The sequence below is a fragment of the Algibacter sp. AS12 genome, assembly GCF_046736315.1.
Classification (GTDB): domain Bacteria; phylum Bacteroidota; class Bacteroidia; order Flavobacteriales; family Flavobacteriaceae; genus Algibacter_B; species Algibacter_B amylolyticus.
The window spans coordinates 1,751,978-1,777,212 of sequence record NZ_CP151841.1 but is presented as its reverse complement, the minus strand read 5'-3'; the positions used below and the strand labels follow the sequence as shown (position 1 = coordinate 1,777,212).

The following is a 25,235-nucleotide window of genomic DNA, read 5'->3' as shown; positions in this document are numbered from 1 at the left end:
ACTTTACTTATGAAGACTATTAAATCAGATTTTTATGTTGTTGGCATTGGTGCTTCAGCCGGAGGTTTAGATACTATACAAACACTCTTTGATCACGTACCTAGTACTACAGGTATGGCGTTTATAATTGTACAACATCTTTCGCCAGATTTTAAAAGTTTAATGCCAGAGTTACTTAGTAAGCACACGTCTATGCCAATTTACACGGCAGAAGATAAGCAAGTTATAAAGCCAAATTGCATTTATTTAAATCAAAGAAACAAAAACCTTCATATTAAGGGTAACCAATTATATTTGCTGGACAAAGGGCCAAAAAACAATTTAAACTTACCAATAGATATCTTCTTTCATACTTTAGGTGAGGAATATAACACCAAATCAATGGGTGTTATATTATCTGGTACCGGTTCAGATGGCTCACGAGGCATACATACTATTAAGGAACAAGGAGGTACAATAATCGTTCAGGACCCCATCACTGCGCAATTTGATGGTATGCCAAACTCTGCAATAGCAACTAATTTAGCCGATTTTATCGCGCCACCCGAAAAAATTGCAGAATTAATACACAGAACACCTATAAATAATTCCTTATTGACAAAAAACTTAAACACGCCAACATCTAGCGATAACTTAGTAAATAATATATTAACTATCGTTTTTAAATTTTCTGGAATCGATTTTAGAGAGTATAAAAAAAACACGCTTATCCGTAGGTTAGAAAAACGAATGAGCATTAATAACATTGATCATCTATTCGATTATGTTACCTTTTTATCTAGCAATGTAGAAGAAAAACAAGCGCTTAAAGAAGATTTTCTAATAGGGGTAACTCGCTTTTTTAGAGATACCGAAGCCTTTAGTAGTTTAAAAACCAAGGTTATTCCAAAATTATGCGAATCCAAACAAGTAGATGAAACGGTTCGTATCTGGATTGCCGGCTGCTCTACTGGTGAAGAAGTTTACTCGATAGCCATTTTAATGGACGATTATATTAAAAGTAACAATCTTAACATTGATTTTAAAATATTTGGTACAGATATAGATCCAAGAGCTTTAACATTTGCGGGGCTTGGTATGTACAATATTAATATTGCTAACGAAATTGATAAAAAATACTTAGATCGTTATTTTATAAAAATTGGCGATAAAATACAAATTATTAAAAGCCTTAGAGAGAAAATAGTTTTCTCTAATCATAACTTAATAAAAGACCCACCATTTATAAGAATGGATTTAATTTCCTGCCGAAATTTACTCATTTACTTTGACACTAAAATTCAAAAGAAAGTGATGCGTAATTTTCAGTTTGCCTTAAATCGATATGCTTACTTATTTTTGGGTAATAGCGAGTCGTTAGGAACGGTATCAAAGCATTTTAAAACTATCGATGTAAAGTGGAAAATATTTCAGAATATTTCGAGCACAAGACAATATCCTTCGCAGAGCAACAGTTTAGAGCGGGTTTCAACCATTTCATATAAAACACCTACAACTAACATTCAATCACCTAATTTTAGAGTTAAAGAAAACCCAGAATTAGTATTCCATAAGTATTTAAGTAAAAAGTTTAGTCCTGCATCCATTTTTATAGATAAAAGTTTTAATATCCTTTTTATTAAAGGCGATGCCGGAAAACGTTTATCCCATAACGAAGGTCTTTTTCAAAATAATTTATTAAAAATAGTAAATACCGACATTGCAGGACTTATAAGAAGTGGTATTCGCAGACTAGAAAGTGAAAACCAAGATGTTATTATAAAAGGCGTTATTAATAAAACTAAAACCCAAAATTTTTCTTTTGATTTAAAATTCCATAAACCACATATAGATGATGCGCTAAATGGTTGTTATTTAATAGAATTTACAAATGATAAAGTTTTAGATAAGGAAGCACCTGTAGTACTTAAAAATATAGATGTAGAAGAGGTATCTAACCAACGTTTGGAGGATTTAGAAAATGAACTTAAAGCTGTAAAAACAGAATTACAAAATGCTATTGAAGAACTAGAAACTAGTAATGAGGAGCTACAATCGTCTAATGAAGAACTCATGGCATCCAACGAAGAACTTCAAAGCACTAACGAGGAATTACAATCTGTAAACGAAGAATTGTATACTGTAAATTCTGAAATGCAGGAAAAAAACAAGGAGCTTACAAACTTAAGTAACGATGTAACAAACCTACTAGATAACACCGAAATTGCTACGCTGTTTCTAGATACCGAGTTACGCATTAGAAAATTTACACCGGCACTTAAGGAAATTTTTAATTTACACGAGTCCGATTATGGCAGACCACTTTCAAGCTTTACATCCAATTTTTTAGAAGATACTAGGGCGGGAATTATTAAAGACTCGAGTTTAGTATTAGAGAAACTTATAACTATCGAAAAACAATTAAGCGATAAAAATAAAAACTACTATTTATTTAGAGCGAGTCCTTTTATTACATCAGCCAAAAAAATAAATGGCATTGTAATTACATTAAATAATATTAATAAACTTAAAGAAACCGAAAAAGACCTAAAAACAGTCGAACTAAGGTATAAAAACCTCTTTCAAAATTTAAATGAAGGCTTTTTACACGGCGAAATTATAACCAATAACGAGGGCCAACCTATAGATTGGATATATTTAGATGCCAATCCTACTTTTGAAAAGATAATAGGTTTGGAACGACATGAATTTTTAGGAAAAAGACTAAAAAAAATAGCGCCTTACATACAAGACGACCCAACAGCTTGGATAAAAACCTTTGGAGAGACAGCCTTATCTAATAAAGAACACTATATAAAAGAATACTCGACCAAAGATGGCAAGCATTACCAAGTACATTTATTTTGCCCCGTTAAAGGAGAGTTTGCTGCAACCTTTGCCAACATTACCGAACTTAAAAATAAAAAGGAAGAACTTGCTAAAAGTCAAGAAGAGCTATATCGCGCTCAAGAAATCACACACGTAGGCAGTTGGTATTTAGATTTAGAAACCGGCAGTGTACGCTGGACAAGAGAGCTTTATAAAATTTATGGGTTCGATCCTAATTTACCGCCTCCAAATTTAAAATCGAGTAGTAAACTTTTTACCAAATCTAGCTGGAAAACAATATCCAAAGCTATAAACGACTGCCAAAACCAAGGTATACCATATAATCTCGAATTAGAAATTATAAGACAGGGCGGAACACCCGGTTGGCTTTGTATTATGGGCGAAGCTGTAAAGGACGAAAATAATACCATTATAGCCTTAAAAGGAGCTGTACAAGATATTACCCAGCAAAAACTGTACGAAGAAGAACTTATAAAAGCTAAAAAAGAAGCCGAAATAGCAAACCTGCATAAAAACTACTTTTTGGCCAATATGAGTCATGAAATTAGAACGCCAATGAATAGCGTTTTAGGGTTCTCGGAATTACTTAAAAACGATAGTTTAACAAAAAAAGAACGCCTTAAATATCTTGAGATTATAGATGGAAATTCCAAACAACTTTTAAACCTAATTGATGATATAATTGATGTTGCTAAAATGGAATCCAATGAGATTAAGTTGGTGAATAAAGAGTGCCACGTTCCAAATCTTATCGATAATTTAGAAATCACCTATAATCAACTAAACACCGATGAATATAAAAAAGATATTACTTTTAAAACGGTTATTCCAGATACCTATAAAGATTTAGTAATTATTACAGATAGCCATAGGTTGCAACAAGTGCTTCTAAATTTATTAAATAATGCCTTAAAGTTTTCTGATAAGGGCGAAATATCTTTTGGTTTTGAAGTCGAGCAGGATAACATAAAATTCTTTGTTAAAGACCAAGGTATAGGAATTAAAAAAGAAAAACAGATTGAAATATTTGAACGCTTTAAACAAATTAATTACCAAAACAATGCTAAATATGGAGGCACGGGCTTAGGTCTTGCCATTTGCAAAGGTATTGTTACGCTATTAGGAGGCTACATAAATGTTAGTTCTAAGTTTAATGCTGGCACCACGTTCGAATTTACCATACCATTAAAACTAACAAAACTTAAAAAATCTAAGACCAAAGAGCAGCCAACAAAAAGCACGTCGTTTTTACAAGATAAAACTATTTTAATAGCCGAAGACGACGCCTTAATCCAATTGCTTTTTAAAGTAGTCTTAAAAAACACAGGTGCCAATTTACTATTTGCAAAAACAGGTATCCAAGCCGTAAACACCTACCAAACTACTCCAGAGATTGATGTTGTTTTACTGGATATTAGAATGCCAGAAATGAATGGTATAGATGCTTTAAGCGCCATTCTAGAAATAAACCCAAAGGCTAAGGTAATTATGCAAACGGCTTATACCATGCCAGAAGAAAAAGAAAAATGCTTTAATAAAGGCTGTGTCGATTTTCTGTCTAAACCCGTTATTAAAGACGAATTATTTAAAGTTTTAAATAAATGGATTACAAAATAAATGGCTTATAAAAAAAATAAAGACCAACTTTTGCAAGTTGGCCTTCGAACATAATGATGTAATTAGCTATTAATTAAGTGCTCATGTTCTAATCTAAAGTTGGGATTCGTAATACTTGTCCCGGATAAATTTTGTCTGGGTTTGTAAGCATTGGTTTATTCGCTTCAAAAATAACTGGGTATTTCATAGCGTTACCATAATATGTTTTTGCAATTTCCCTTAAGGTATCTCCACTAGCTACCGTATGAAATTTTGCTATAGGTTCTTCGTGTTCAACAGTCATTTGGTCGTCAACAGTAGCAATACCGTTAGAGTTTCTTCAAGCTTTTTTTGCGGCAGCTTCCTCTAATTTTAATTGTTTTACAGCAGCTTCCATAGCGACTTCTTTAGCCTCTTCTTCTTCTGTTTTTCCAATTCCAAATACGTTGGCTCCTGCGTTTTTAATAAATGAAAATAATCCCATTGTCTATTTTGTTTTTAAGGTTAACATTATTAAGACGCAATAACTATTAATAAGTGACATTATAAACTAACAAAATAAAAATAAACCGCTTAAAGCTGAGTACTTTAAGCAGTTTCTAAACTAAATAACCAACCAAAAATTTTAATTCAGCAATCCATTCATAATGATTTAATTACCGATTATCGGATTTTTTTTGCTCCCCTAAATTAAACCTGAATATTAGACCTCTCTTTAAGAATCTCTCTCCCTGGTTGATTTATTTAATAGCGCATTCACTTGTTTTTAACAATAAGTAAATGATTTAACAATTGCTATTAATTAAAACCAACCAACATGAAAAAACACAGCACAGTTTTATGTTTGATACTAATCTCCTTTTTTAGTACAAACCAACAAACCCAAGCACAAAGCGCAAACCCAATTATGGGCGAAGTAGCCATTTTTGCAGGTAATTTTGCACCAAGAGGCTGGGCATTTTGCCAAGGGCAATTATTACCAATTGCACAAAACACAGCACTCTTTTCCATATTAGGTACAACATATGGAGGCGATGGCAGAACCACATTTGGACTACCCGATTTAAGAGGTAGAGCCGCAATGCATCCTGGCAGAGGACCAGGTCTTACATCAAGAAGCCTAGGCGAAAGAGTTGGAACAGAAACTGTAACAATTACGCCAAATCAAATGCCAAACCATACACATAGTGTCAACGTAACAGCACAACTTAATGTAAGTAATGATATGGGGACTAGCGATTCTAGTGATGGCCAACACCTAGCAAATCATCTTGGTGGTTATAATGAAGACCCTACACCTAACGCCAAATTGGGAGGTGTAACATCATCTACAACAGTAACCCCCACAGGCGGAGGTCAAGCACATAATAATATGCAACCTTCTTTATCTATTAATTATATAATCGCATTAACAGGTACTTATCCTTCAAGGAGCTAAAAAATAAATATTATGAAAAAACAAATTATACTTTCATGTATTATAGTCCTAACCTTTTTAGGCACAAATACAATTCAAGCACAGACCCCTTATACAGGTCAAATTAAAATGTTTGCAGGTAATTTTGCACCTCGAGGTTGGGCATTTTGCGACGGACAACTCTTAGCCATTAGTCAAAATGACGCATTATTTTCTTTATTAGGAACCACTTATGGCGGCGATGGCAGAACCACATTTGGCCTACCAGATTTGAGAGGACGCGTGCCCGTTAGCCAAGGTCAAGGGCCAGGACTTTCCGACCTTAGACTGGGAATTAGATTTGGTGTAGAGCAGGTTACATTAACACAAAATGAAATGCCCGCTCATAACCACGCAACCAATACAACAGCACAAATTGCTGTAAGTACCGTTACGGGAACAGAATTAAACGCAGATGCTAACGTTTTGGCTAATCATACCAATGCTTATAACTCAGGATCTACAGCGGGAGCGAATTTAGCCGGAGCAAATACAACTACTACCTTAGGTACTGTTGGAGGCAATCTATCACATAACAACATACAACCTAGTTTAGGTGTACATTACATAATTGCACTATATGGCATTTACCCTTCTAGAAATTAAAAAACAAGATGATGAAAAAACAAATAACAATTATATGCATAATACTAGTGTCGTTTTTAGGCACTAATAAAACACAAGCTCAAGACGGTAATGAATATTTAGGTGGTATTACCGTGTTTGCAGGGAATTTTGCTCCCAGAGGTTGGATGCTTTGCCACGGACAGATATTACCCATAAACCAATATCAAGCATTGTTTTCTCTATTAGGGACCACTTATGGTGGCGATGGTAGAACCACTTTCGCATTACCAGATTTAAGAGGACGCGTAGCTATTGGGCAAGGACAAGGTCCAGGATTAACTTCTCGACCACTAGGCCAAAAAATAGGTGCTGAAACAGAAACTTTAAACGTTTTACAATTACCTAATCATACACACTCGGTAACCTCGTCTTCATCTGAGATTGCAGTAAGTACTTCAGCCGGCGAAGAAGGTGTAGGGAACGGTCAATATATAAGTAGTCAGTTAAATGCCTTTAACACTACGCCTACCGAACAAAAAATGTTGGCTGGCTTTAGCGTTAATAATGCCGTAAATAATAGTGGTGGAAACCAAGCGCATACCAATACCCAACCAAGCTTGGCAATTAATTATATTATCTGTGTACAGGGACTTTTTCCTTCTAGAAATTAAAAAATCGATTTAAATTATGAAAAAAAATACGTTATTTATTATTGCTCTATTAGTAGCGACATTATGCTTTTCGCAAAAAGTAACCCTTGTAGGAATGAATCATACATCTACCGATGGTTTCTCATTTACTGCATCCGAAAACATTCCCGCAGGTGAAATTATATATTTTACCGACAACGCATATAATTCTGGAAGCAATGCTTTTACCTTCAATGGTTTCCCTTCGGGAGAAGCCGTTGTGAAATACACCGTAGGATCTGGTGGACTAGGCATGGGTGTTGTTGTATTTGTTGATGAAGTTAGTTCTAATACCCTTTCAACAACTTGTTCATCCGGTAATTGTGGTTCGGCCATAGTTTCAACAGCAACAGGGAATGGTAATTTTAGCATTTCAACAAATGGTGATGGGCTATACGCCTATTCAGATAACGATGAAAATGCTGTTAATGGTGTTACCGAAGTTTACTCGGTACTGTATACAGGTTCAGGCGTACCACCTACTCAAAATGGAGGAACTATACCTGCCCCAGAAAATCCAACATCAGACTTTCCAAACGCGATAGTTATTGATGGTTTTCCTGACGATGGAGACAATTTTTCAGGATTAGATAGAGTTGAATACAAATTTGACCCTGCCAGTTTAAGAGATGGTGCTGCACGCGCAGATATTGAAGACGTATCTAATTGGATACATAGCATGCCAAATCAACCACTTTCTGTAGTGGCTTTTACAAATGTTAATTTAGCCGCTAACACACCACCTACAGTAGCAGAAAATAATGTTACTGTATCCATTGAAGAAAACCAAACCTTTGTTTATGATGTAGATGCAACCGACTTAGAGGACGACGCAGCAGGTGTTGCTTTAACGTATTCAATATCAAGTACAGACGGTATTGACCGTAACTTTTTTGAAATAGTTTCTAACACAGGCGTAGTTTCGTTTAAAGTTGCTCCAGATTTTGAAAACCCTCAAGATTTTGGCGGAAATAATGGTTATAATATTAGAGTTTTAATTACAGATTCAGAAGGAGAACAGGCGTTTCAAAATATAACAGCTCATGTAACGGATGTTGTAGAGATAGTAGATACCGATGGAGATGGTGTTGCAGACTATGAAGATAACTGCCCAGACACAGCCAATCCTGACCAAGCTGATTTTGATAATGATGGCTATGGTGATATTTGTGATTTAGATGATGACAACGATGGTATATTAGATACCGAAGAATGCGAAGAAACATCAAATTTGGAAATTGTCAATGTTTTGCCTGGTAAAACCAATTCTTATACCATAAATAGTACTACTTTTTTAAATTTCAACTCAAAATTAAACAACAGCGCTAATTTTGGCCCTGGAGGTACTGTAATTCAAGTTCCTGTGACTATTGGTTCGCAAACAGATATTGTTAACGCAGCCTATCTGGAAGGAGGTACATTATTGTTTGATGGTTTTACTTCAGATCCTCTTTATTCAGCGGGTGAGCTTGCCGGTATAGAACAATTTGTTCGTGATGGCGGTGTATTAATGTCAACAAATGATTTTGATAGTTATGATCCTGTTTCTTCCCATTTTGGTCTTATTGCAGGACCAAATCTCAATGTGTCTACAAGCTGGCAAATTCAAAATATAGATCATCCCCTTATAAACGGTAACAACGGTCTTGGTGTCGACCTTCGAAATAAGATAGTAATTGCTGCAGGAACTTATTCTGGATTTGTATCTGGCGTACTGGCAACAGATATTGTAATTGCTCGAGATGTGAGTACTAATTTACCAACCATAATTCTTAGAGAATTAGGTAATGGAACTATTATTTTTACTGGTGATGAAGGCATTTTTAGAAATGTTTCACCAGGACCAACTTTTGACCCTGCTGATAATGAAGATGCCTTAGCTGCAGCCATTATAGGTTTCTCTGTTGGCTCTGCCGCAGGCAATTGTGATGCCGATTTTGATGAAATAGATAACCAATTTGACTTGGATTCTGATAACGATGGATGTCCAGATGCTCTTGAAGGGAATGGTGGTTTTGATATAAGTCAAACAATTGATGGTATGCTAATAGGAGATGTTGATTCAAATGGAGTTCCTGTTATAGCTGGAGCTGCTGGTCAAGAAATTGGTGTAAGTCAAATTTTTGACGCATCTTGTGCTTGCTATATCAATAGTTTTGCTTGGGAAGGTAATACCAATTCAGATTGGACTATTGCTGATAACTGGGAAAATAGTAATGCTCCTAGTTTATCGGTCTCTGGTTCTATAACCATCCCAACAGGACTAACAAACTATCCTGTTTTAACTTCGGGACAAGATTTATATATAAGTGACTGTTCTAATATAACTATTGAAAATGGTGCCTCTTTAATTGTAAATCCTAATACAACGGTTAGTAATGATGGTATTGTTACTAATAATGGAACACTAACGTTTGAATCTGATGCCACTGGGTCGGCATATATTGGTGCCGGTTCTGGTACTTTTGTTGGTGATGCTACTATTGAACGTTATATTCCTGCAAAAAGAGCCTATCGCCAATTAGCGTCTCCAGTTAATACGAGTTCACCAATCTCAGAAAACTGGCAATTAGGGACTCATATAACAGGACCGGCAGGCAATACTGATGGTTTTGATGCCACAAATACAGGTAATCCTTCTATGTTCCTTTTTGATAATGAAGCATATAGTTATATGGCTATGCCTAATACAAACGCTACAAATTTAATTTCTGGCAACATGTACCATACCTTAATAAGAGGTGACAGAACTATCGATTTAACACTAAATGAGCCAACACCAACGGTAACTACATTACGTGCAACAGGAGAACTTACTGCTGAAAACCAAAGCGCTACCACTATAACTGTAAATGTGTCTGAACAACGCTTTATTGCTTTTGGCAATCCGTACCAAGCTCCTATTAATATGCAAACCGTATTAACAACTAACGCAACCAATATAAACCCAACCTTTTACTGGGTTTGGGATCCTACTTTAGGAACTAGAGGTGCTTATGTTGCAGTAGTTGCTTCTTTAGGTATTGCATCATCACCTAGTTCAAATGTAAACCAATATCTGCAAGCGGGGCAAGCTGCATGGGTTAATACTACTGAGAGTGGAATTGGAAATTCATCAATAAGTTTTACTCAAGATAGTAAAGCTACTGCTGAAACTGAAACTCTAGTTTTTAAAACTTCGGGTAAAACAGAAACTGCAGGACAATTATACTTGTCTCTATTTGAAAGCAGCGCATTAGCTGCAAATAATACAGCTACTGATGGTTTACTAATTATTTTTGACACAGCAGGCAACAACGCAATTGATGACTTCGATGCGCCTAAATTAATTAACTCGGATGAGAATTTTGCAACTAACAATGATGGCCAACTGCTAAGTATAGAAAGTAGATCTGTGCCTTCTAATAATGAAGAAATTCAATTAGAAATAAACACTTATAGAAATACCGATTATACCATTGTAGCACATGCAAACTCTTTACAAAACGGTGCAACCTATTTATTTGATGCTTATACGGGAATTTCTACTGAAATACCTCAAACGGGATCGGTTAATTATGCATACACTGTAAATTCTGGTGATGACGCTTCAATGGCCCCAGATCGATTTAAATTAAAATTTGCTTCAAGTACCTTATCAACTTCAACTTTTGATATTCAGGGGATTCAATTATATCCTAACCCAACAAACATTGGTAAATTTTACTTAAATATCCCTTTAGGTATGGACGATTTAGAAGTTACCTTATACAACGCCTTAGGCGCTAAATTATTTAGCAAATCTGGATTTAACGGTGGCACTAAAGCTAGCATTGATACCAGTTCTATTTTAAGCCAAGGCATGTATTTTGTAAAATTGAGTTCGAAAGGTAGCACTATAACTAAAAAATTAAATATTAATTAATACATTGTAAACCATGAAAAAAACAAGAAACACCTTTTTAAAGACGTTGAGTTCTTTTATTGTTATTTTTACATTAGTTTGTACAACTAATGTAAACGCTCAACAAGGTCCTCCTCCAGGATTAGATAATACTATTGATAACGATAATTCTGGCGTACCTTTAGATGGCGGGTTAGCAATACTCGTTATAGGAGCTGCAGCGTTAGGGATTAAAAGATATAGAGACATTAAATAATAGTGAATCTAAAGACACTATTAGATAATTATTTTCCATTTACAGTAAGGCTTATTTTTATTAAAGCCTTACTGTTTTATGTTTTATGTAAATTTCTTTTTTCATTGGATTTAAGAGCCGTTAATTACCACTTATCCGAAAATATTGGAACCTATTCTACAAAAGTTTTAAATACTTTTACAAAGTCTTCAAATTTTAGCGTAAAAAGAGAATACGCAAAAAAATATTACACTGAATTACCTCAAATATATTTTAATGATATTAAGGTAGTTTATATAGCCGACGGATGTAACGGTCTGTTTGTACTTATGCTATATATGGGATTGATTTTTTGTTTTCCTTCTAAATTTTGGCGTAAAATTTTATATTTAATTTCTGGACTTTTAATAATACATATACTTAATATTTTTAGATGTGCAGGTTTGGCTTATATTAATTTACATCATCAGACCTATTTTGATCTTGCACACCGTTACTTACTTAAATGGGCTATTTATTCTGTTATCGTTATTATTTGGATGTTTTACATTCGAAACATTCAATTTAATTTAATTTCAAAACATTGAATAAACAAACTAATATTGCCTAAAAAGTTTAAATCAATAGACTAAATTTATCAAAATAGATTAATCTAAAAAACGAAGTATTATTGCCACATATACTTAAAAACAAATACCTTTAAGTTAAAATAGATCTTCCAAATGAAAATTATAATTTTTCAAGATTCGACTGGACTGGAAAAATTACAGAAGTAAAATTTAAATCCATCTTGGTATCAACTATTGAAAGTATAACGCATAAAGATGAATACCTTTATGGAAAAAGGGTTATACAATGAGTTTGGTATTGAAAATGCCCTAGGATTTGAGGAAACAGAAATAGGCGATTGGTTTCATAAAATCGGTGTAGGCCTATTAAAAAAGGATAGTAACACCTATTCATTCAACAACGAATACGAAATTTAAGCCAGCTAAATTTAAAGTTCTAAAAAGACTTTACAGCTTGCATACCTCTTATAATTCGGAATCTAAAAATGGCTATTCTTATGTTTTAGAAAAAGAAATTCATGATTCCACAGAGTTTTTTAATACCTATGTAAATTAAAAAACGTTTAAAATTATGACTAAAAGCTAAGGCAATCAAAATTTTACTACATACAACTTTATATAAAAAATAAAGACCAACTTTTGCAAGTTGGCCTTCGAACATAATAATGTAATTAGCTATTAATTAAGTGCTCATGTTCTAATCTAAAGTTGGGATTCGTAATACTTGTCCCGGATATATTTTGTCTGGGTCTGTAAGCATTGGTTTATTCGCTTCAAAAATAACTGGGTATTTCATAGCGTTACCATAATATGTTTTTGCAATTTTTCCTAAGGTATCTCCACTAGCTACCGTATGAAATTTTGCTATAGGTTCTTCATGTTCAACAGTCATTTGGTCGTCTACAGTAGCAATACCGTTAGAGTTTCCAACTACTAATACAACTTTTTCTCTTGTTGCTTGATTGTAAGCTAATCCAGAAATTGTGGCTGTATCGCCGTCAATAAAAACTTTTAAACCTTCAACTTGTAATTGTAAATCTACTATTGTTTCTTCAAGCTTTCTTGCGGCAGCTTCTTCTAATTTTAGTTGCTTTACAGCAGCTTCCATAGCGACTTCTTTAGCCTCTTCCTCTTCTGTTTTTCCAATTCCAAATACTTTGGCTCCTGCGTTTTTAATAAATGAAAATAATCCCATTATCTATTTTGTTTTTAAGGTTAACATTATTAAGACGCAATAACTATTAATAAGTCACATTATAAACTAACAAAATAAAAAGAAACCGCTTAAAGCAGAGTGCTTTAAGCGGTTTCTAAACTAAATAACCAACCAAAATTTTTAATTAACGTATCCTAATAAGAATGCTTATTCTATCTTTATTTTTTTAAACCCTTGTGTTTTCTCTAGGGTTTGCTACTTTATCTTTTCTATGCTTACGCATTTTATCTTCTTTAACTTCGTTTTGTTTTTTACTATCAGATTTTAAATACTGTATATATCCTCGTCCTTCAAATTCATAAACCGTTTCAGAAGCAGGATGAAACAACTCAATCTTGCTGTCATTTATAACGCTCAACTCAAAATATTCATTGCCTAAGTAATAATAATCTAATGTTAAAGTTTTTAAAGTTTCATTGCCACTTACATCTCCTACACCGTAAACACCTGTGTAATCCCAGTACAAGTTATTTGTGTTATTAATGTTAGTGTCTTGCGAGCTTCTAAATTCAGAATCATTTCCTCCGGCTAAAAACTGTAAATAATTTTCATTATCAAACTCGTTTATAGCACCATATTCACTAGTATATGTTTTTTCCCAAGCATCGTATTCTTGTAAAAAATAATGGATATTATCATAAAACACAAAATCATAATCGAAATTATTACGTTGATAACCATCTAAAAAATACGAGGTATCATTGTTTGGATTGTATAACTCAATAGTATTATAATCTACTTCGTAAACATCAAAAGTTGAAAAACCATCAATATCATGTTGCACATCTAAAATCATGTTATAAGCATCGTAATTAGCAACATCAATTCCATATCCATTACCATTGCTACCTAAACCGGCAATATTATTATTAGCGTATAATACGCCATTAATAAACGATACTGTAAACGCTTTTTGTAAAAACGGCGATTCGCCATAACCAACAGTGCTATTAATATCTACATACCACAACTCGTAAGAGTTTAATAACTGGTTTGCTGTTAATGGTGGCACCTCATTAAAATCATCGACTATAACCTCTGTATAACAAGATGTAAAAAGAGTTGCTATTAAAGCAAAACTAGAAAGTAATTTTATCGTTTTCATAATATAACATTTTAGGGTTTCTGTTTAAGTAGTTTCAAAACGCGTGCCAAACATTTTAAACCCCACTTTTCAAACCACTATCAAAAGCCTTTAATCATTATAAAAATGCTTTAATTACGGCGCTTTACCTTCATTTCCAGATTCTTTTACAACAGCCCTTTAAAATGAAAAATATTTATGTATTTTTGATTTAGAAAATGATATAAGACCTATGGATAAACCTTTAAAATATGCGGTTTTTGGAGCAGGAAGTTGGGCAACAGCAATTGTAAAAATGCTTAGCGAAAACTTAAATGAAATTGGTTGGTACATGCGCAGCGTATACACTAAAGAGCATTTATTAAGAGAACAACACAATCCTAATTATTTAAGTTCGGTAGAGTTTCATTTAGAGCAATTAAAACTTAGCAACGATATTAATGAAATTGCCGAATATGCAGATGTTTTAATTTTCGTAATCCCATCGGCCTTTATCCATAGCGAATTAGAAAAACTAACTGTCGATATTTCTAACAAAACCATAGTATCTGCCGTAAAAGGCATAATGCCCGAAACAGGACTGTTGGTAGGCGAGCATTTTCATAAAACCTATAAAATACCTTACGATAATATTGCGGTAATTGCAGGTCCTTGTCATGCCGAAGAAGTAGCTTTAGAGCGTTTATCCTACCTAACCATTTCATGTTCTAATACTGCAAAAGCCGAGGCTATTGCCAACAACCTATCTAGCGATTATATCAAAACAAAAACCAGCGACGATATAATTGGTATTGAATACGCCGTAATGCTTAAAAACATTTATGCCATTGCAGCCGGAATAGCACACGGTTTGGGCTATGGCGATAACTTCCAGAGTGTATTAATGAGCAATGCCATACGCGAAATGAAACGCTTTATTAAAAAGCGCCATAAAATGAAACGTAACATTAATAATTCGGCTTACTTAGGCGATTTATTAGTAACCGGTTATTCGGTATTTTCGCGAAACCGTATGTTTGGAAATATGATTGGTAAAGGCTACACCGTAAAATCTGCACAAATGGAAATGAGCATGGTTGCCGAAGGATATTACGCTACAAAAAGCGCCCATACGCTTAACGAAAAAAACGTTAAAAAAACTCAAATTCCTATTATAAACGCTGTTTACGAGATTTTATACGACAATAAAAACCCAAAAAAAGTATTTAAAAAACTTACGGATAAACTGGATTAAACAATTCCTGCGAAAGCAAGTACCTCATATTATCAATTCTATAACAGTTATTTGGGCGTTACCCGAAAAGGGTCGGGCTCTACGCTATATCTTTTTTTGCCTTTTATGGAAGCAAAAAAAGGATGCCGCTGCAATCCCTAACGCAATTTATTTGCCAAAACATAGCTTAAACTTATCGCTATAGCTTATTTGTTAAGAGATTCCTACCTCAGCAGGAATATGCTATTTCACCAAAACTCCTGTAACATCCATTAAAGGTACAGGTTGTAAAGTCTTAAGATTAATAGTGTTTTTTCTAAACAAATAGGTTTTATCAAACATTTGGTTACCCTCAAAAAAAGACACTTTAAACTGGTTATTTAAAGCAAATAACTCCTCTTGTATAAGCTCTATTTTAGCATAACTCTTTTTAGGAAGCACATCAATTTTTTTTCTAAATTTCGATGTTGTTTTAGTTTCAGAATAGCCATCGGTAACAATAATAACCATTTCTAAATCAACATCTTTATTGTTAATTATATAAGCGTTCCAGTCTTGAGTTTTATAAATATCGTTATACTCGTTTACAACAGCAACATAAACGTCTTTTACAACAGGAATTTCAATATCTTTTTTCATGGTGCAAAAATAGTAAACTATTCAAAATAAGAATTAGAATAATTAGGTGTAATTATTCCTTTTAAATTATAAACTACCAAATGATTAAAAAGTTCCTCTTTTGGGTATAAATCGAATAAGTTATTCTTCTTAAAAACCAGTTTATCAATACGTAAAAAATAAATACTAACTATTAGTTTTAAGTTAACTTCCGCTTTAATATCTCCAGATTCTTGTGCTTGTTTAAGCAATTTATAAACTATCGTGTTAGATAACTCTTCAACAAAATCTTCAAATAAAGCATTTGCTTTAGGGTAATACTTTTCTAGACCAAAAAGAAAAGAGGGCTTAAAGTATTTTAAATACTCAAACCCTCTCTGGTAAATTATTATAACACACAAAACAGGATCTTTACCATTGCTATTAACAATCCCATTTATATCTTCTTTATACTCGTTTAATAAACTTTCAATACTCGCCGAAACTAGTGCTTCTTTGTTTTTATAAAAAGTATAAATTGTCTTTTTTGATATGCCAAGTGTATTTGCTATCTCGTCTAAAGTTACATGCTTGCTCCCGCATTGCGTAAACTTTTTAATAGAACATTTTAGCAAAGTTGCCTTAGTAATCATAGTTATTTATTTTATCTCCATCCGCCACCAAGTGCTTCATATAAATCTACAACAGATACTAATTGTTGTAATTTACTACCTATAACATTAAGCTCTGCACTTAAAGCACTTTGTCTTGCTGTTAATAAATCTAAGTAATTGGCATAACCGTTTTTAAGTAATTCCTCAGAGTTTGCTTCGGCTTTACGTAAAGCTTCAACTTCATTTTTTCTAAATTCAAATTTCCTAGTTTCGGCGTTATAGCTATATAAAGCATTAGATACTTCGCTACCTGCAACCAATAATGTTTTCTTAAAGTTTAAAAGTGCACTTTCCTGATTTGCTAAAGCCACTTCTTTTTGAGTTTTAAGCTTACGCTGATTAAAAAGCGGTTGCGTTAACCCACCAACAACTGTAGCAAAAAGTGAATTGGTATTAAATAAATTATCCAACTCTAAACTTTGTAAACCTCCTGAAGCGGTAAGCGTTAAACTCGGATAAAAACTACTATTAGCAACATTGGTTAACTCAAAATTCTGAATTAATGCAAACTCTGCAGCCATAACATCTGGTCTATTACTCAATAAAGTAGAAGGTACACCAACAGTAATATCCGTATCTATTTTTTGAACATTTAAGCTGCTTCTTTCAAAATTTTGAGGTGCTTTACCTAACAAAATACTTAATGTGTTTTCAGCTTTAAAAATGGCAACCTCTAAATCTACTTGCAGTGCTCTAGCGCTATTATATTGTGCTATATTTTGATCTACAGCCACTTGTGTTACTTGGCCAGCATCTTTTAAGGCTTTAATGGTTTCGACCCCAATTTCTCTGGTTTCAATGGTTTGCTTCGTTATTTCTAACTGAGCATCTAAAGCCAACAAATTATAATAGGTGTTTGCAATGCTAGAAACTAACTGCGTTTTCACTAATTGATGTCCTGCAACACTTTGTAAATAAGCGGCTTGAGTTGCGCGCTTATTACTTCTAATTTTTCCCCAAATATCGGCTTCCCACGCTAAACTGGCTGTCACATCATAAGTATCTAAACCGCCACTAAAAATGGATCCAAATTGGCTATTAGCCGAATATTCTTGATGTGTATAATTAGGACCAACACTTAAGGTTGGAAAGTACCCTGCTTTACCTTGTTTAGCATAAGCCTCGGCCGAAATAATTTGCTGTATCGCCCTACGCACATCCATATTATTTTGCAAACCTTCTGCTATGTATTGCTGAAGGTATTGGTCTGTAAACAACGTTTTCCAAGACACATTTGCAATAGATAAACTATCTGTTGGTAAATTATCTGTGCGGTAAAGTGCTTCTGTTTCAGTTTCTAAGTTTGGTCGTTCATAATCTTTAGCCACAAAACAACTTTGTAACGTAACTGCAACTACTAATACTAAAGCACCTTTACTAAAATTTCTATGTTTTATAATTGATTTCATTGTTCTAATCTTCAATAGTTTGTATTACTGGTTTCCCTGAAATTTTTTCTTGTAACCACTGGAATAGTATAAATAAGATAGGAATTACAAAAACTCCTAAAAGAGTACCTATAAGCATTCCACCAGCAGCACCAGAACCAATAGAGTTGTTTCCTTCAGATCCAACACCTTTTGCTAATGCTAATGGCATTAACCCTAAAATAAAAGCAAATGAGGTCATTAAAATTGGACGTAAACGTGATTTTGCGCCGTGAATTGCTGCATCTACAATGGACTCGCCATTTTTCCGTCTTGCCAATGCAAACTCTACAATAAGTATGGCGTTTTTAGCTAGCAATCCGATAAGCATGATCAAAGCAATTTGGAAATAAATATTGTTTTCTAAACCTAAGAACTTCGTACTTATATAGGCTCCAAATACACCAAATGGCAATGAAAATACTACTGCAAATGGCAATAAGTAACTTTCATATTGTGCACTTAATAAGAAATACACAAACAATATACTTAGTATAAATATGAACGTTGTTTGGTTTCCTGCATTTACCTCCTCACGTGTTAAACCAGAATAGGCAACGGTATAGTTACTTGGTAATTTTGCTACCTCTTCTTCAATCACTTTAATAGCATCACCGGTACTAAAACCTTCGTTTGTTGCACCTGTAATTGTAGTTGAATTAAACAAGTTAAAACGCGTTACCGATTGTGGTCCATACACACGCTTTAAAGTTACAAACTGCGTAATTGGTGTCATTTCGCCAGAATCTGTTCGAACATACATAGTATTTAAAGCATTTTCGTCTGCTCTATCTTCTGGTAAGGCCTGAATATATACTCTAAACTGTTTTCCAAATCTAGAGAAATCAGAAGCATAAATTCCACCAATATAGCCTTGCAACGTAGAGAATATACTAGTAACCGACACCCCTTTTTCTTTTGCTAAAGGCACATTAACTTCCATCTCATATTGCGGATAGTTCGTATTAAATGAAGAGGTTGCATATTTAATTTCTGGATGACTCATTAAAGCCATAGAGAACTCTTTATTTGCTTTGTCTAAATCTGTAAACTCGCCTCCAAACTTATCCAATAAGTTAATTTCGAAACCAGACGAGTTACCAAAACCACGAATACTAGGTGGCGAGAAGAAAATAATATTAGCCTCTGGAATGGTAGCTGCTATACCAAATAATTTTCCGGTAATTGCTTGTGCTGAAAGTGCAGGACTTGTACGGTCTGACCAATCTTCTAATTTAATAATACCAAAACCAAAGTTACTACCAGCTCCACTAATTAAACTTCTACCTTTAATAAAGTTTACTGCTGAAATACCCTCTATTCCTTCGGCTTTAGCATAAAGTTGTCTTGCTACTGCATCTGTTCTATCCAGTGAAGCTCCAGGAGGTAATTCGATATTTGCGAAAATAATTCCTCTATCTTCATTAGGTACAAATCCTGTTGGTGTTGTTGTTGCAGCCCAATATATACCTACAACAGCAATGATTAATAATAAAACAGAAACAAATTTTCTTCTGTATAAAAACTGAAGCGATTTACCATATCTATCTACTGTAGCGTTAAAGCCACGATTAAATAATGTGTAAAAACGTTTTAGCGGACTTTTTCCTTTTAACTCTTCATCATCCTTATGCCCTTTTAATAATAAAGCACATAATGCAGGACTCAAGGTTAATGCGTTTACTGCCGAAATTAAAATAGCAATAATTAACGTTACACCAAACTGCTCATAAAATACTCCAGTTGGACCCGTTACAAAAGTTACCGGAATAAATACCGCTGCCATTACTAAAGTAATAGAAATAATTGCACCAGAAATCTCGTTCATGGCTGTAAGTGTGGCTTTTTTAGGATCCTTTTCGCCTTCATCTAATTTAGCATGCACTGCCTCTACAACTACAATGGCATCATCTACCACAATACCAATGGCGAGCACTAACGCAAATAGAGTTAATAGGTTTATAGAATACCCAAAAATATTCAAGAAAAAGAACGTACCAATAATAGAAACAGGCACTGCAATTGCTGGAATTAAGGTAGAACGGAAATCTTGTAAAAAGATAAATACCACTAAGAATACTAATAAAAAGGCTTCTAATAAAGTGCTAATTACTTTTTCGATAGATGCGTTTAAGAACAAACTCGTATCGTAAGGTACAAATACATCTAATCCTTCTGGAAGATCTGCTTTTACTTGCTCTAGAGTTACTTTTATGTTTTCAATAATTTCTTGTGCATTAGAACCTTTGGTTTGAAAGATTCCCATAAATACTGCCGGATGCCCTTTACTCATGGCGTTAGACGCATAAGATTGTGCATCTAACTCGATTGTTGCCACATCTTTTAAACGCAAAAACTCTCCGTTTCCTAGAGCTTTAATTACAATATCGCTGTATTGTGCTTCATCTTTAAAACGACCGCTATAGGTTAAAGTATACGAAAAAGATTCTCCGTTATTCTGACCTAAAGATCCCGCAGCAGCTTCTAAGTTTTGTTCTGCTAAAACTGCCGAAATATCTGAAGGAATTAAATTATAGGATGCTAATTTTTCTGGGTTTAACCAAATACGCATTGCATAATCTTGTTGTGAAAACACACTAACATCGCCAACACCACTAATACGTTGCATGGCTGGAATAACGTTAATTTTTAAGTAATTCTGAATAAATGTAGCATCGTAATTTTCGCTTTCAGAATACATAGAAATAAACATCAACGCACTCGTTTCTTGCTTTTGTGTAGTTATCCCTGTTTGTATTACCTCTTGTGGTAATAACGGTGTTGCTCTAGATACACGATTTTGCACGTTTACAGCTGCTATATCTGCATCAATTTCTTGATCGAAGTACACTGTAATTTCTGCTGTACCTGTGTTTGACGCGGTAGAAGTTATGTATGTCATACCTTCTACACCATTAATTTGTTCTTCGATAGGTATAATAACACTCTCTAAAACAGTTTCGGCGTTTGCTCCTGTATAATTTGCAGTTACCTTAATGGTAGGTGGCGCAATATCTGGATATTCTTCTATTGGTAAGCTAGTTATACTAATAACACCTAGCATAACTATGATAATAGAGATTACTGTTGAAAGCACTGGTCTTTCAATAAATGTTTTTAACATGATAAATTATGTTTGGTGGTTATTTAATTTCTAAATAAAGTTGCAACGGGTTTAATAGCGTCTTCAAAAGAGGTGTTTTGCGGTGAGATTACCATGCCGTTTCTTAGTTTACCTACTCCTGAAACTACAATTTTATCGTTAGCCTTTACCCCAGATTCTACAACATATAAGTTATCTACGGTTCCCTTTACTTTTAAGATAGATGTGGCTACTTTATTGTCTGCAACTAACTTGTAAATCATAATATTTCCTTGTTGTTCGAAGGTTGCAGATTGTGGTACAACTACAGCATCTTTATACTCGGTAGGAATTCTAATTTTACCGCTGTTTCCATTGGTTAAAATTTCGTTAGGATTATTAAAAGCGGCTCTAATTTGAATGGTTCCTGTACTTTGGTTTATTTGGCCTGTACTAGTTTGAATGCGTCCTTTTTCAGAATACATTTTTCCATTTGCAAGAACTAAACTTAAGTCTGGCGAATTTTTAATACGTTCTGCTTTATTTTGACCTTCAGAGCGTTGTAAATGATCAATATATTGCGCTTCGTTAAAACTAAAAAAGGCATATACTTGGTCTATTTCGCTAACCGTAGTTAAAGGCGTTGCATCGTTTGGACTAATTAAAGCCCCTTCTCTAAAATTTATAGCGCCAACATAACCATCAATTGGACTTTTTATAGTGGCATAACCAATATTAGCAGAAACACCACTTAAGTTAGCTTTTGCTTGTGCTAAATTTGCCTTAGCGGTTTCCAATTGCACTGGGCTAATAATGTTTTTTTCTACTAAAGGGATTAATTTATCTACCTCAACTTGTGCCACATTAACACGCGCTTTTGCAGCTCCTGCATCTTGACTTAAAGACTGAGTTTCTAACTTAAATAAAGCTTGTCCTTTACGTACTTTTTGACCTTCGTCTACAAATACTTTCTCGATATAACCAGATGTTTTTGCTCTTACATCACTATTTACAATCCCTTCTATTGTAGCTGGATAATCTTGATAACCTGTTACGGTTTTAGTTTCTAATTGCGACACAGGAAAAGGTGCAGGCGGAGGTGCCGCTGCTCCTTGTTTTTGGTCTGAATTGCCACAACTTACAATAACTAAGAAAAAACTTAGTGTTAGTATGGTATATAGTTTATTCTTTTTCATTTTGGTAAAACTTTAAATATGGAACTTGTTGCTTATTAATTTTTCTCTTAATTCTTTAACTGATGCTGTTGCTTCGTCTACAAACTTAACATAGTCATTGTGAAAACTTAAATCGAATTTCTCGTCGCTATTTTCAATTTTTATTTCGTTTTGGGTTTCTTTATACGCTTTGATTTCTAAATGAATAGCGCGTTCTTCATCCCAATGACTTATCATCCTATCCACATGCTGAATAATGGTATTTTTATTAATGATAAAGTACTTTTTACGATCGCCAGTTTTTGTGAAATATTCAATTTTATTTAAATCTTGTAAATGATTTACATGCGTTGAAATGGTACTTTTACTAGCACAAAGTACACTTACCAAGTCTTCAAAAGTGGCACCTCTTTTACCCGTTAATATAATGTAGGCCAAAATACGTGCAGCAACAGGAGCTAGGTTTTCCCTTCCTTCTAAATGAACACCTAGTTTTTCAACAAGACTCATTTTTTTTTGGCAGATATCTTTTTTCATGTTTACTATTTTAATACCGTTGTATTGAATATATTATTCATGGACGGTAAAATTCTACACAAAGATATAACAGGTTCGGAATAAACCGAACTAAGCGAAGTTAAAATGTTGTTAAATAAAAAAGCCAACTGTTAACAGTTGGCTTTACTATATATTTTTAAAAACGTTTTGCTTTATAAAGCTGATTTAAATTGCTCTAAGAAACGCACATCGTTCTCGCTTAATAAACGAATATCACTTATTTGATGCAGTAACATGGCTATACGATCTATACCAACACCAAAGGCAAACCCAGAATATTCCTCAGGGTCTATACCACAGTTTTTTAATACGTTTGGATCTACCATACCACATCCTCCAATTTCTAACCAGCCCGTACCTTTAGTAATTTTATAATCGGTTTCTGTTTCTAATCCCCAATACACATCTACCTCTGCACTTGGCTCGGTAAATGGAAAGTAAGACGGACGTAAACGAATTTTAGCTTTACCAAAAAGCTCGGTTGTAAAGTGTTGTAAGGTTTGTTTTAAATCTGCAAAACTTACATCTTTATCTATATACAAGCCTTCTAATTGGTGGAAAAAACAATGTGAACGTGCTGATATGGCCTCGTTTCTATATACTCTACCTGGAGATATTGTACGAATAGGCGGTTGATTATTTTCCATATAACGTACTTGTACCGAACTGGTGTGTGTACGTAATAAGATATCTGGATTGGTTTGAATAAAAAACGTATCCTGCATATCGCGTGCTGGATGGTATTCTGGCAAGTTTAATGCCGTAAAGTTATGCCAATCGTCTTCTATTTCTGGACCTTCGCTTACATTAAAACCAATACGCGAAAAAATATCGATTATTTGATTTTTTACAATAGAAATAGGATGTCTTGCTCCTATTTGAATAGGCTCGCCTGGGCGGGATAAATCGCCATAAACACCTTTTACTTCTTCTTTACTTTCTAGCTCTTCTTTAAGGGCATTAACCTTAGCTTCGGCAGTGTTTTTAAGCTTGTTTATGGTTTGACCAAATTCCTTTTTTTGATCGTTTGCTACATTTTTAAACTCAGCAAAAAAGTCGTTTAATAACCCTTTTTTACCTAAATATTTAATACGAAATGCTTCTACTTCCTCTTTAGATTGGGCTTTAAAAGCTTCGGCTTCTGCTATGAGTTCTTTTATCTTATCTATCATGACCTTTTACAAAATGATGGCAAATTTACTATTTTTTACGTGAATTGCGTTAGGGATTGAACGGTTTGTTTGAGCTTCTCGTAGAGAGCGAGTAGTGAAAGCCCGACCCTTGTGGTAACGCCCGCATCATTTTAATGGATATATTCTGTTTCTATAAAGTAGCTTACAACAGCTTCCTTCATTAACACACTTTGCTCGCCGGCTTTTAAATTTGGTAGTTCTGCTAGCGTTTTATAATGTGGCCAACCATCGTTATCGACAAAATCGAGTTCGTAATATCCATAAGGTACCAACAACTTGCAAATAGCAATATGCATGAGGTCTAGTTTTTGGTCTTTTTTAAACTCACGATCTAATTGCCCAAGTTCTTGCACGCCTATTAAATAAATAATAGCATCAAGATCTAGCGTGTCGCCATCGGCAAATTGATTGGATAGTTTTTTTACTACCAATTCCCAGCGTTCTTTTAATTGTTCGTCTCTAGCCATTAAACTTATTGTAATTAAGATGAGATCCCAATATTTAATCGGGATTAGTGCAACTAAAACATATTTGCTTAGCAATACATGCTTGAAAATATTAGTTTCACTAATTTTAAAGCTGCAAAGTTAATAAACCTAAGTGTTAGTATTATTTTATATTTGCTTTAAATTACTTTAAATATGGGTGTTATTGATATTGTTTTAGGTGCATTAATTTTATTTGGTCTTGTTCGTGGTTTTATGAAGGGACTTTTTGTTGAAGTAGCCTCTTTAATTGCATTAGTTGCCGGTGTTTATGGCGCAATACACTTTAGCAACTTTGCTGCCGAATTTTTACAAACTAAAACAGCATGGGAAGAAAAAACCATTAATATTGTGGCCTTTGCCATAACTTTTATAATTATTGTTTTAGCTATTGGACTAGCTGGAAAAGCACTTACTAAACTAGCCGATTTTGCCGCATTAGGCATAATAAACAAATTGGCTGGCGGGATTTTTGGAGCCTTAAAAATAGCTTTAATTTTAAGTGTTATTTTGAACGTTTTTGATAAAATGAATAGCACCATAACGTTTGTGGATGAAGAAAACATTGATAGCACCATACTTTACAAGCCGGTAAAAGGCTTGGTGCCGATGATTTTCCCAAATATTTTAACGCCGAAAGAAGACCTAGAGAAAGATGATACTTTAGAGCAGGAGGCATAAAAAAAGCCACCTTTTAAAGTAGCTTT

Annotated in this window: 20 protein-coding genes and 1 pseudogene; 10 read left to right on the top strand and 11 right to left on the bottom strand. The window is 34.1% G+C overall.

Annotated features, from left to right (window positions below):
* The first annotated feature begins 9 nt into the window (after positions 1–9).
* A complete protein-coding gene (locus AAFN75_RS07415) occupies positions 10–4,446 on the top strand; it encodes a chemotaxis protein CheB (RefSeq protein ID WP_411808960.1) in 4,437 nt (1,478 codons plus the stop codon).
* 88 nt (positions 4,447–4,534) lie between these two features.
* On the opposite strand, the pseudogene AAFN75_RS07410 reads toward AAFN75_RS07415, so the two are convergent.
* Positions 4,535–4,909, bottom strand: a pseudogene (locus AAFN75_RS07410) (LysM peptidoglycan-binding domain-containing protein).
* A gap of 333 nt (positions 4,910–5,242) precedes the next feature.
* On the opposite strand from AAFN75_RS07410, the gene AAFN75_RS07405 reads away from it, so the two are divergent.
* The 7 genes from AAFN75_RS07405 to AAFN75_RS07375 all read left to right on the top strand — a co-directional run bounded on the left by AAFN75_RS07405 (position 5,243) and on the right by AAFN75_RS07375 (position 12,241).
* Positions 5,243–5,863 carry a phage tail protein gene (locus tag AAFN75_RS07405; RefSeq protein ID WP_411808958.1) on the top strand — a complete coding sequence of 207 codons (621 nt, stop codon included), beginning with the start codon at positions 5,243–5,245 and terminating at the stop codon, positions 5,861–5,863.
* A gap of 12 nt (positions 5,864–5,875) precedes the next feature.
* Complete coding sequence (locus tag AAFN75_RS07400; RefSeq protein ID WP_411808957.1) at positions 5,876–6,487, top strand: phage tail protein; 612 nt, start codon at positions 5,876–5,878, stop codon at positions 6,485–6,487.
* A 146-nt stretch (positions 6,488–6,633) separates the two neighbouring features.
* Positions 6,634–7,119: a phage tail protein gene (locus AAFN75_RS07395; RefSeq protein WP_411809273.1), complete on the top strand. Its 486-nt coding sequence runs from the start codon at positions 6,634–6,636 to the stop codon at positions 7,117–7,119.
* Positions 7,120–7,135: 16 nt separating this feature from the next.
* Positions 7,136–11,041: a T9SS type A sorting domain-containing protein gene (locus AAFN75_RS07390; RefSeq protein WP_411808956.1), complete on the top strand. Its 3,906-nt coding sequence runs from the start codon at positions 7,136–7,138 to the stop codon at positions 11,039–11,041.
* Between the two features lie 13 nt (positions 11,042–11,054).
* Positions 11,055–11,276, top strand: coding sequence for a PID-CTERM protein-sorting domain-containing protein (locus AAFN75_RS07385; RefSeq protein ID WP_411808955.1), 222 nt, complete (start codon positions 11,055–11,057; stop codon positions 11,274–11,276).
* A gap of 2 nt (positions 11,277–11,278) precedes the next feature.
* The gene (locus AAFN75_RS07380; RefSeq protein ID WP_411808954.1) at positions 11,279–11,842 is read left to right on the top strand and encodes an archaeosortase/exosortase family protein; all 564 of its coding nucleotides are present in this window, start codon (positions 11,279–11,281) and stop codon (positions 11,840–11,842) included.
* A 237-nt stretch (positions 11,843–12,079) separates the two neighbouring features.
* Positions 12,080–12,241, top strand: a complete 162-nt coding sequence (locus AAFN75_RS07375) for a hypothetical protein (RefSeq protein WP_411808953.1) — start codon at positions 12,080–12,082, stop codon at positions 12,239–12,241.
* 280 nt (positions 12,242–12,521) lie between these two features.
* Here AAFN75_RS07375 and lysM read toward each other — a convergent pair whose 3' ends face one another.
* Both lysM and AAFN75_RS07365 read right to left on the bottom strand, forming a co-directional pair.
* Positions 12,522–13,019, bottom strand: coding sequence for a peptidoglycan-binding protein LysM (gene lysM / locus AAFN75_RS07370; RefSeq protein WP_411808952.1), 498 nt, complete (start codon positions 13,017–13,019; stop codon positions 12,522–12,524).
* Positions 13,020–13,206: 187 nt separating this feature from the next.
* Positions 13,207–14,145, bottom strand: a complete 939-nt coding sequence (locus tag AAFN75_RS07365; protein ID WP_411808951.1) for a nicotinic acid mononucleotide adenyltransferase — start codon at positions 14,143–14,145, stop codon at positions 13,207–13,209.
* 211 nt (positions 14,146–14,356) lie between these two features.
* Here AAFN75_RS07365 and AAFN75_RS07360 point away from each other — a divergent pair, with 211 nt between their 5' ends.
* Positions 14,357–15,358: an NAD(P)H-dependent glycerol-3-phosphate dehydrogenase gene (locus AAFN75_RS07360; protein ID WP_411808950.1), complete on the top strand. Its 1,002-nt coding sequence runs from the start codon at positions 14,357–14,359 to the stop codon at positions 15,356–15,358.
* Positions 15,359–15,580: 222 nt separating this feature from the next.
* Here the strand turns inward: AAFN75_RS07360 and AAFN75_RS07355 are convergent, their stop codons facing one another.
* From AAFN75_RS07355 to AAFN75_RS07320, 8 genes are all read right to left on the bottom strand, one after another.
* Complete coding sequence (locus AAFN75_RS07355) at positions 15,581–15,976, bottom strand: hypothetical protein (RefSeq protein WP_411808949.1); 396 nt, start codon at positions 15,974–15,976, stop codon at positions 15,581–15,583.
* Positions 15,977–15,993: 17 nt separating this feature from the next.
* Positions 15,994–16,587, bottom strand: a complete 594-nt coding sequence (locus AAFN75_RS07350; protein WP_411808948.1) for a TetR/AcrR family transcriptional regulator — start codon at positions 16,585–16,587, stop codon at positions 15,994–15,996.
* Between the two features lie 11 nt (positions 16,588–16,598).
* Complete coding sequence (locus AAFN75_RS07345) at positions 16,599–18,017, bottom strand: efflux transporter outer membrane subunit (protein WP_411808947.1); 1,419 nt, start codon at positions 18,015–18,017, stop codon at positions 16,599–16,601.
* Positions 18,018–18,021: 4 nt separating this feature from the next.
* The gene (locus AAFN75_RS07340) at positions 18,022–21,159 is read right to left on the bottom strand and encodes an efflux RND transporter permease subunit (protein WP_411808946.1); all 3,138 of its coding nucleotides are present in this window, start codon (positions 21,157–21,159) and stop codon (positions 18,022–18,024) included.
* 23 nt (positions 21,160–21,182) lie between these two features.
* Positions 21,183–22,313, bottom strand: a complete 1,131-nt coding sequence (locus AAFN75_RS07335) for an efflux RND transporter periplasmic adaptor subunit (protein WP_411808945.1) — start codon at positions 22,311–22,313, stop codon at positions 21,183–21,185.
* Between the two features lie 12 nt (positions 22,314–22,325).
* Positions 22,326–22,829, bottom strand: a complete 504-nt coding sequence (locus AAFN75_RS07330; RefSeq protein ID WP_411808944.1) for a GbsR/MarR family transcriptional regulator — start codon at positions 22,827–22,829, stop codon at positions 22,326–22,328.
* A 173-nt stretch (positions 22,830–23,002) separates the two neighbouring features.
* Positions 23,003–24,022, bottom strand: coding sequence for a phenylalanine--tRNA ligase subunit alpha (gene pheS, locus AAFN75_RS07325; protein WP_411808942.1), 1,020 nt, complete (start codon positions 24,020–24,022; stop codon positions 23,003–23,005).
* A gap of 131 nt (positions 24,023–24,153) precedes the next feature.
* Positions 24,154–24,510 carry a hypothetical protein gene (locus AAFN75_RS07320; RefSeq protein WP_411808941.1) on the bottom strand — a complete coding sequence of 119 codons (357 nt, stop codon included), beginning with the start codon at positions 24,508–24,510 and terminating at the stop codon, positions 24,154–24,156.
* Between the two features lie 174 nt (positions 24,511–24,684).
* On the opposite strand from AAFN75_RS07320, the gene AAFN75_RS07315 reads away from it, so the two are divergent.
* On the top strand, positions 24,685–25,209 hold the full coding sequence (locus tag AAFN75_RS07315; protein ID WP_411808940.1) for a CvpA family protein: 525 nt from the start codon (positions 24,685–24,687) through the stop codon (positions 25,207–25,209).
* Positions 25,210–25,235 lie beyond the last annotated feature (26 nt).

What these genes read in the sequence shown, in the direction of transcription:
- AAFN75_RS07415 (WP_411808960.1), top strand. Translation starts at nt 10, where the DNA reads ATGAAGACTATTAAATCAGATTTTTATGTTGTTGGCATTGGTGCTTCA.
- AAFN75_RS07405 (WP_411808958.1), top strand. Translation starts at nt 5,243, where the DNA reads ATGAAAAAACACAGCACAGTTTTATGTTTGATACTAATCTCCTTTTTT.
- AAFN75_RS07400 (WP_411808957.1), top strand. Translation starts at nt 5,876, where the DNA reads ATGAAAAAACAAATTATACTTTCATGTATTATAGTCCTAACCTTTTTA.
- AAFN75_RS07395 (WP_411809273.1), top strand. Translation starts at nt 6,634, where the DNA reads ATGCTTTGCCACGGACAGATATTACCCATAAACCAATATCAAGCATTG.
- AAFN75_RS07390 (WP_411808956.1), top strand. Translation starts at nt 7,136, where the DNA reads ATGAAAAAAAATACGTTATTTATTATTGCTCTATTAGTAGCGACATTA.
- AAFN75_RS07385 (WP_411808955.1), top strand. Translation starts at nt 11,055, where the DNA reads ATGAAAAAAACAAGAAACACCTTTTTAAAGACGTTGAGTTCTTTTATT.
- AAFN75_RS07375 (WP_411808953.1), top strand. Translation starts at nt 12,080, where the DNA reads ATGAATACCTTTATGGAAAAAGGGTTATACAATGAGTTTGGTATTGAA.
- lysM (WP_411808952.1), bottom strand. Translation starts at nt 13,019, where the DNA reads ATGGGATTATTTTCATTTATTAAAAACGCAGGAGCCAAAGTATTTGGA.
- AAFN75_RS07365 (WP_411808951.1), bottom strand. Translation starts at nt 14,145, where the DNA reads ATGAAAACGATAAAATTACTTTCTAGTTTTGCTTTAATAGCAACTCTT.
- AAFN75_RS07360 (WP_411808950.1), top strand. Translation starts at nt 14,357, where the DNA reads ATGGATAAACCTTTAAAATATGCGGTTTTTGGAGCAGGAAGTTGGGCA.
- AAFN75_RS07355 (WP_411808949.1), bottom strand. Translation starts at nt 15,976, where the DNA reads ATGAAAAAAGATATTGAAATTCCTGTTGTAAAAGACGTTTATGTTGCT.
- AAFN75_RS07350 (WP_411808948.1), bottom strand. Translation starts at nt 16,587, where the DNA reads ATGATTACTAAGGCAACTTTGCTAAAATGTTCTATTAAAAAGTTTACG.
- AAFN75_RS07345 (WP_411808947.1), bottom strand. Translation starts at nt 18,017, where the DNA reads ATGAAATCAATTATAAAACATAGAAATTTTAGTAAAGGTGCTTTAGTA.
- AAFN75_RS07340 (WP_411808946.1), bottom strand. Translation starts at nt 21,159, where the DNA reads ATGTTAAAAACATTTATTGAAAGACCAGTGCTTTCAACAGTAATCTCT.
- AAFN75_RS07335 (WP_411808945.1), bottom strand. Translation starts at nt 22,313, where the DNA reads ATGAAAAAGAATAAACTATATACCATACTAACACTAAGTTTTTTCTTA.
- AAFN75_RS07330 (WP_411808944.1), bottom strand. Translation starts at nt 22,829, where the DNA reads ATGAAAAAAGATATCTGCCAAAAAAAAATGAGTCTTGTTGAAAAACTA.
- pheS (WP_411808942.1), bottom strand. Translation starts at nt 24,022, where the DNA reads ATGATAGATAAGATAAAAGAACTCATAGCAGAAGCCGAAGCTTTTAAA.
- AAFN75_RS07320 (WP_411808941.1), bottom strand. Translation starts at nt 24,510, where the DNA reads ATGGCTAGAGACGAACAATTAAAAGAACGCTGGGAATTGGTAGTAAAA.
- AAFN75_RS07315 (WP_411808940.1), top strand. Translation starts at nt 24,685, where the DNA reads ATGGGTGTTATTGATATTGTTTTAGGTGCATTAATTTTATTTGGTCTT.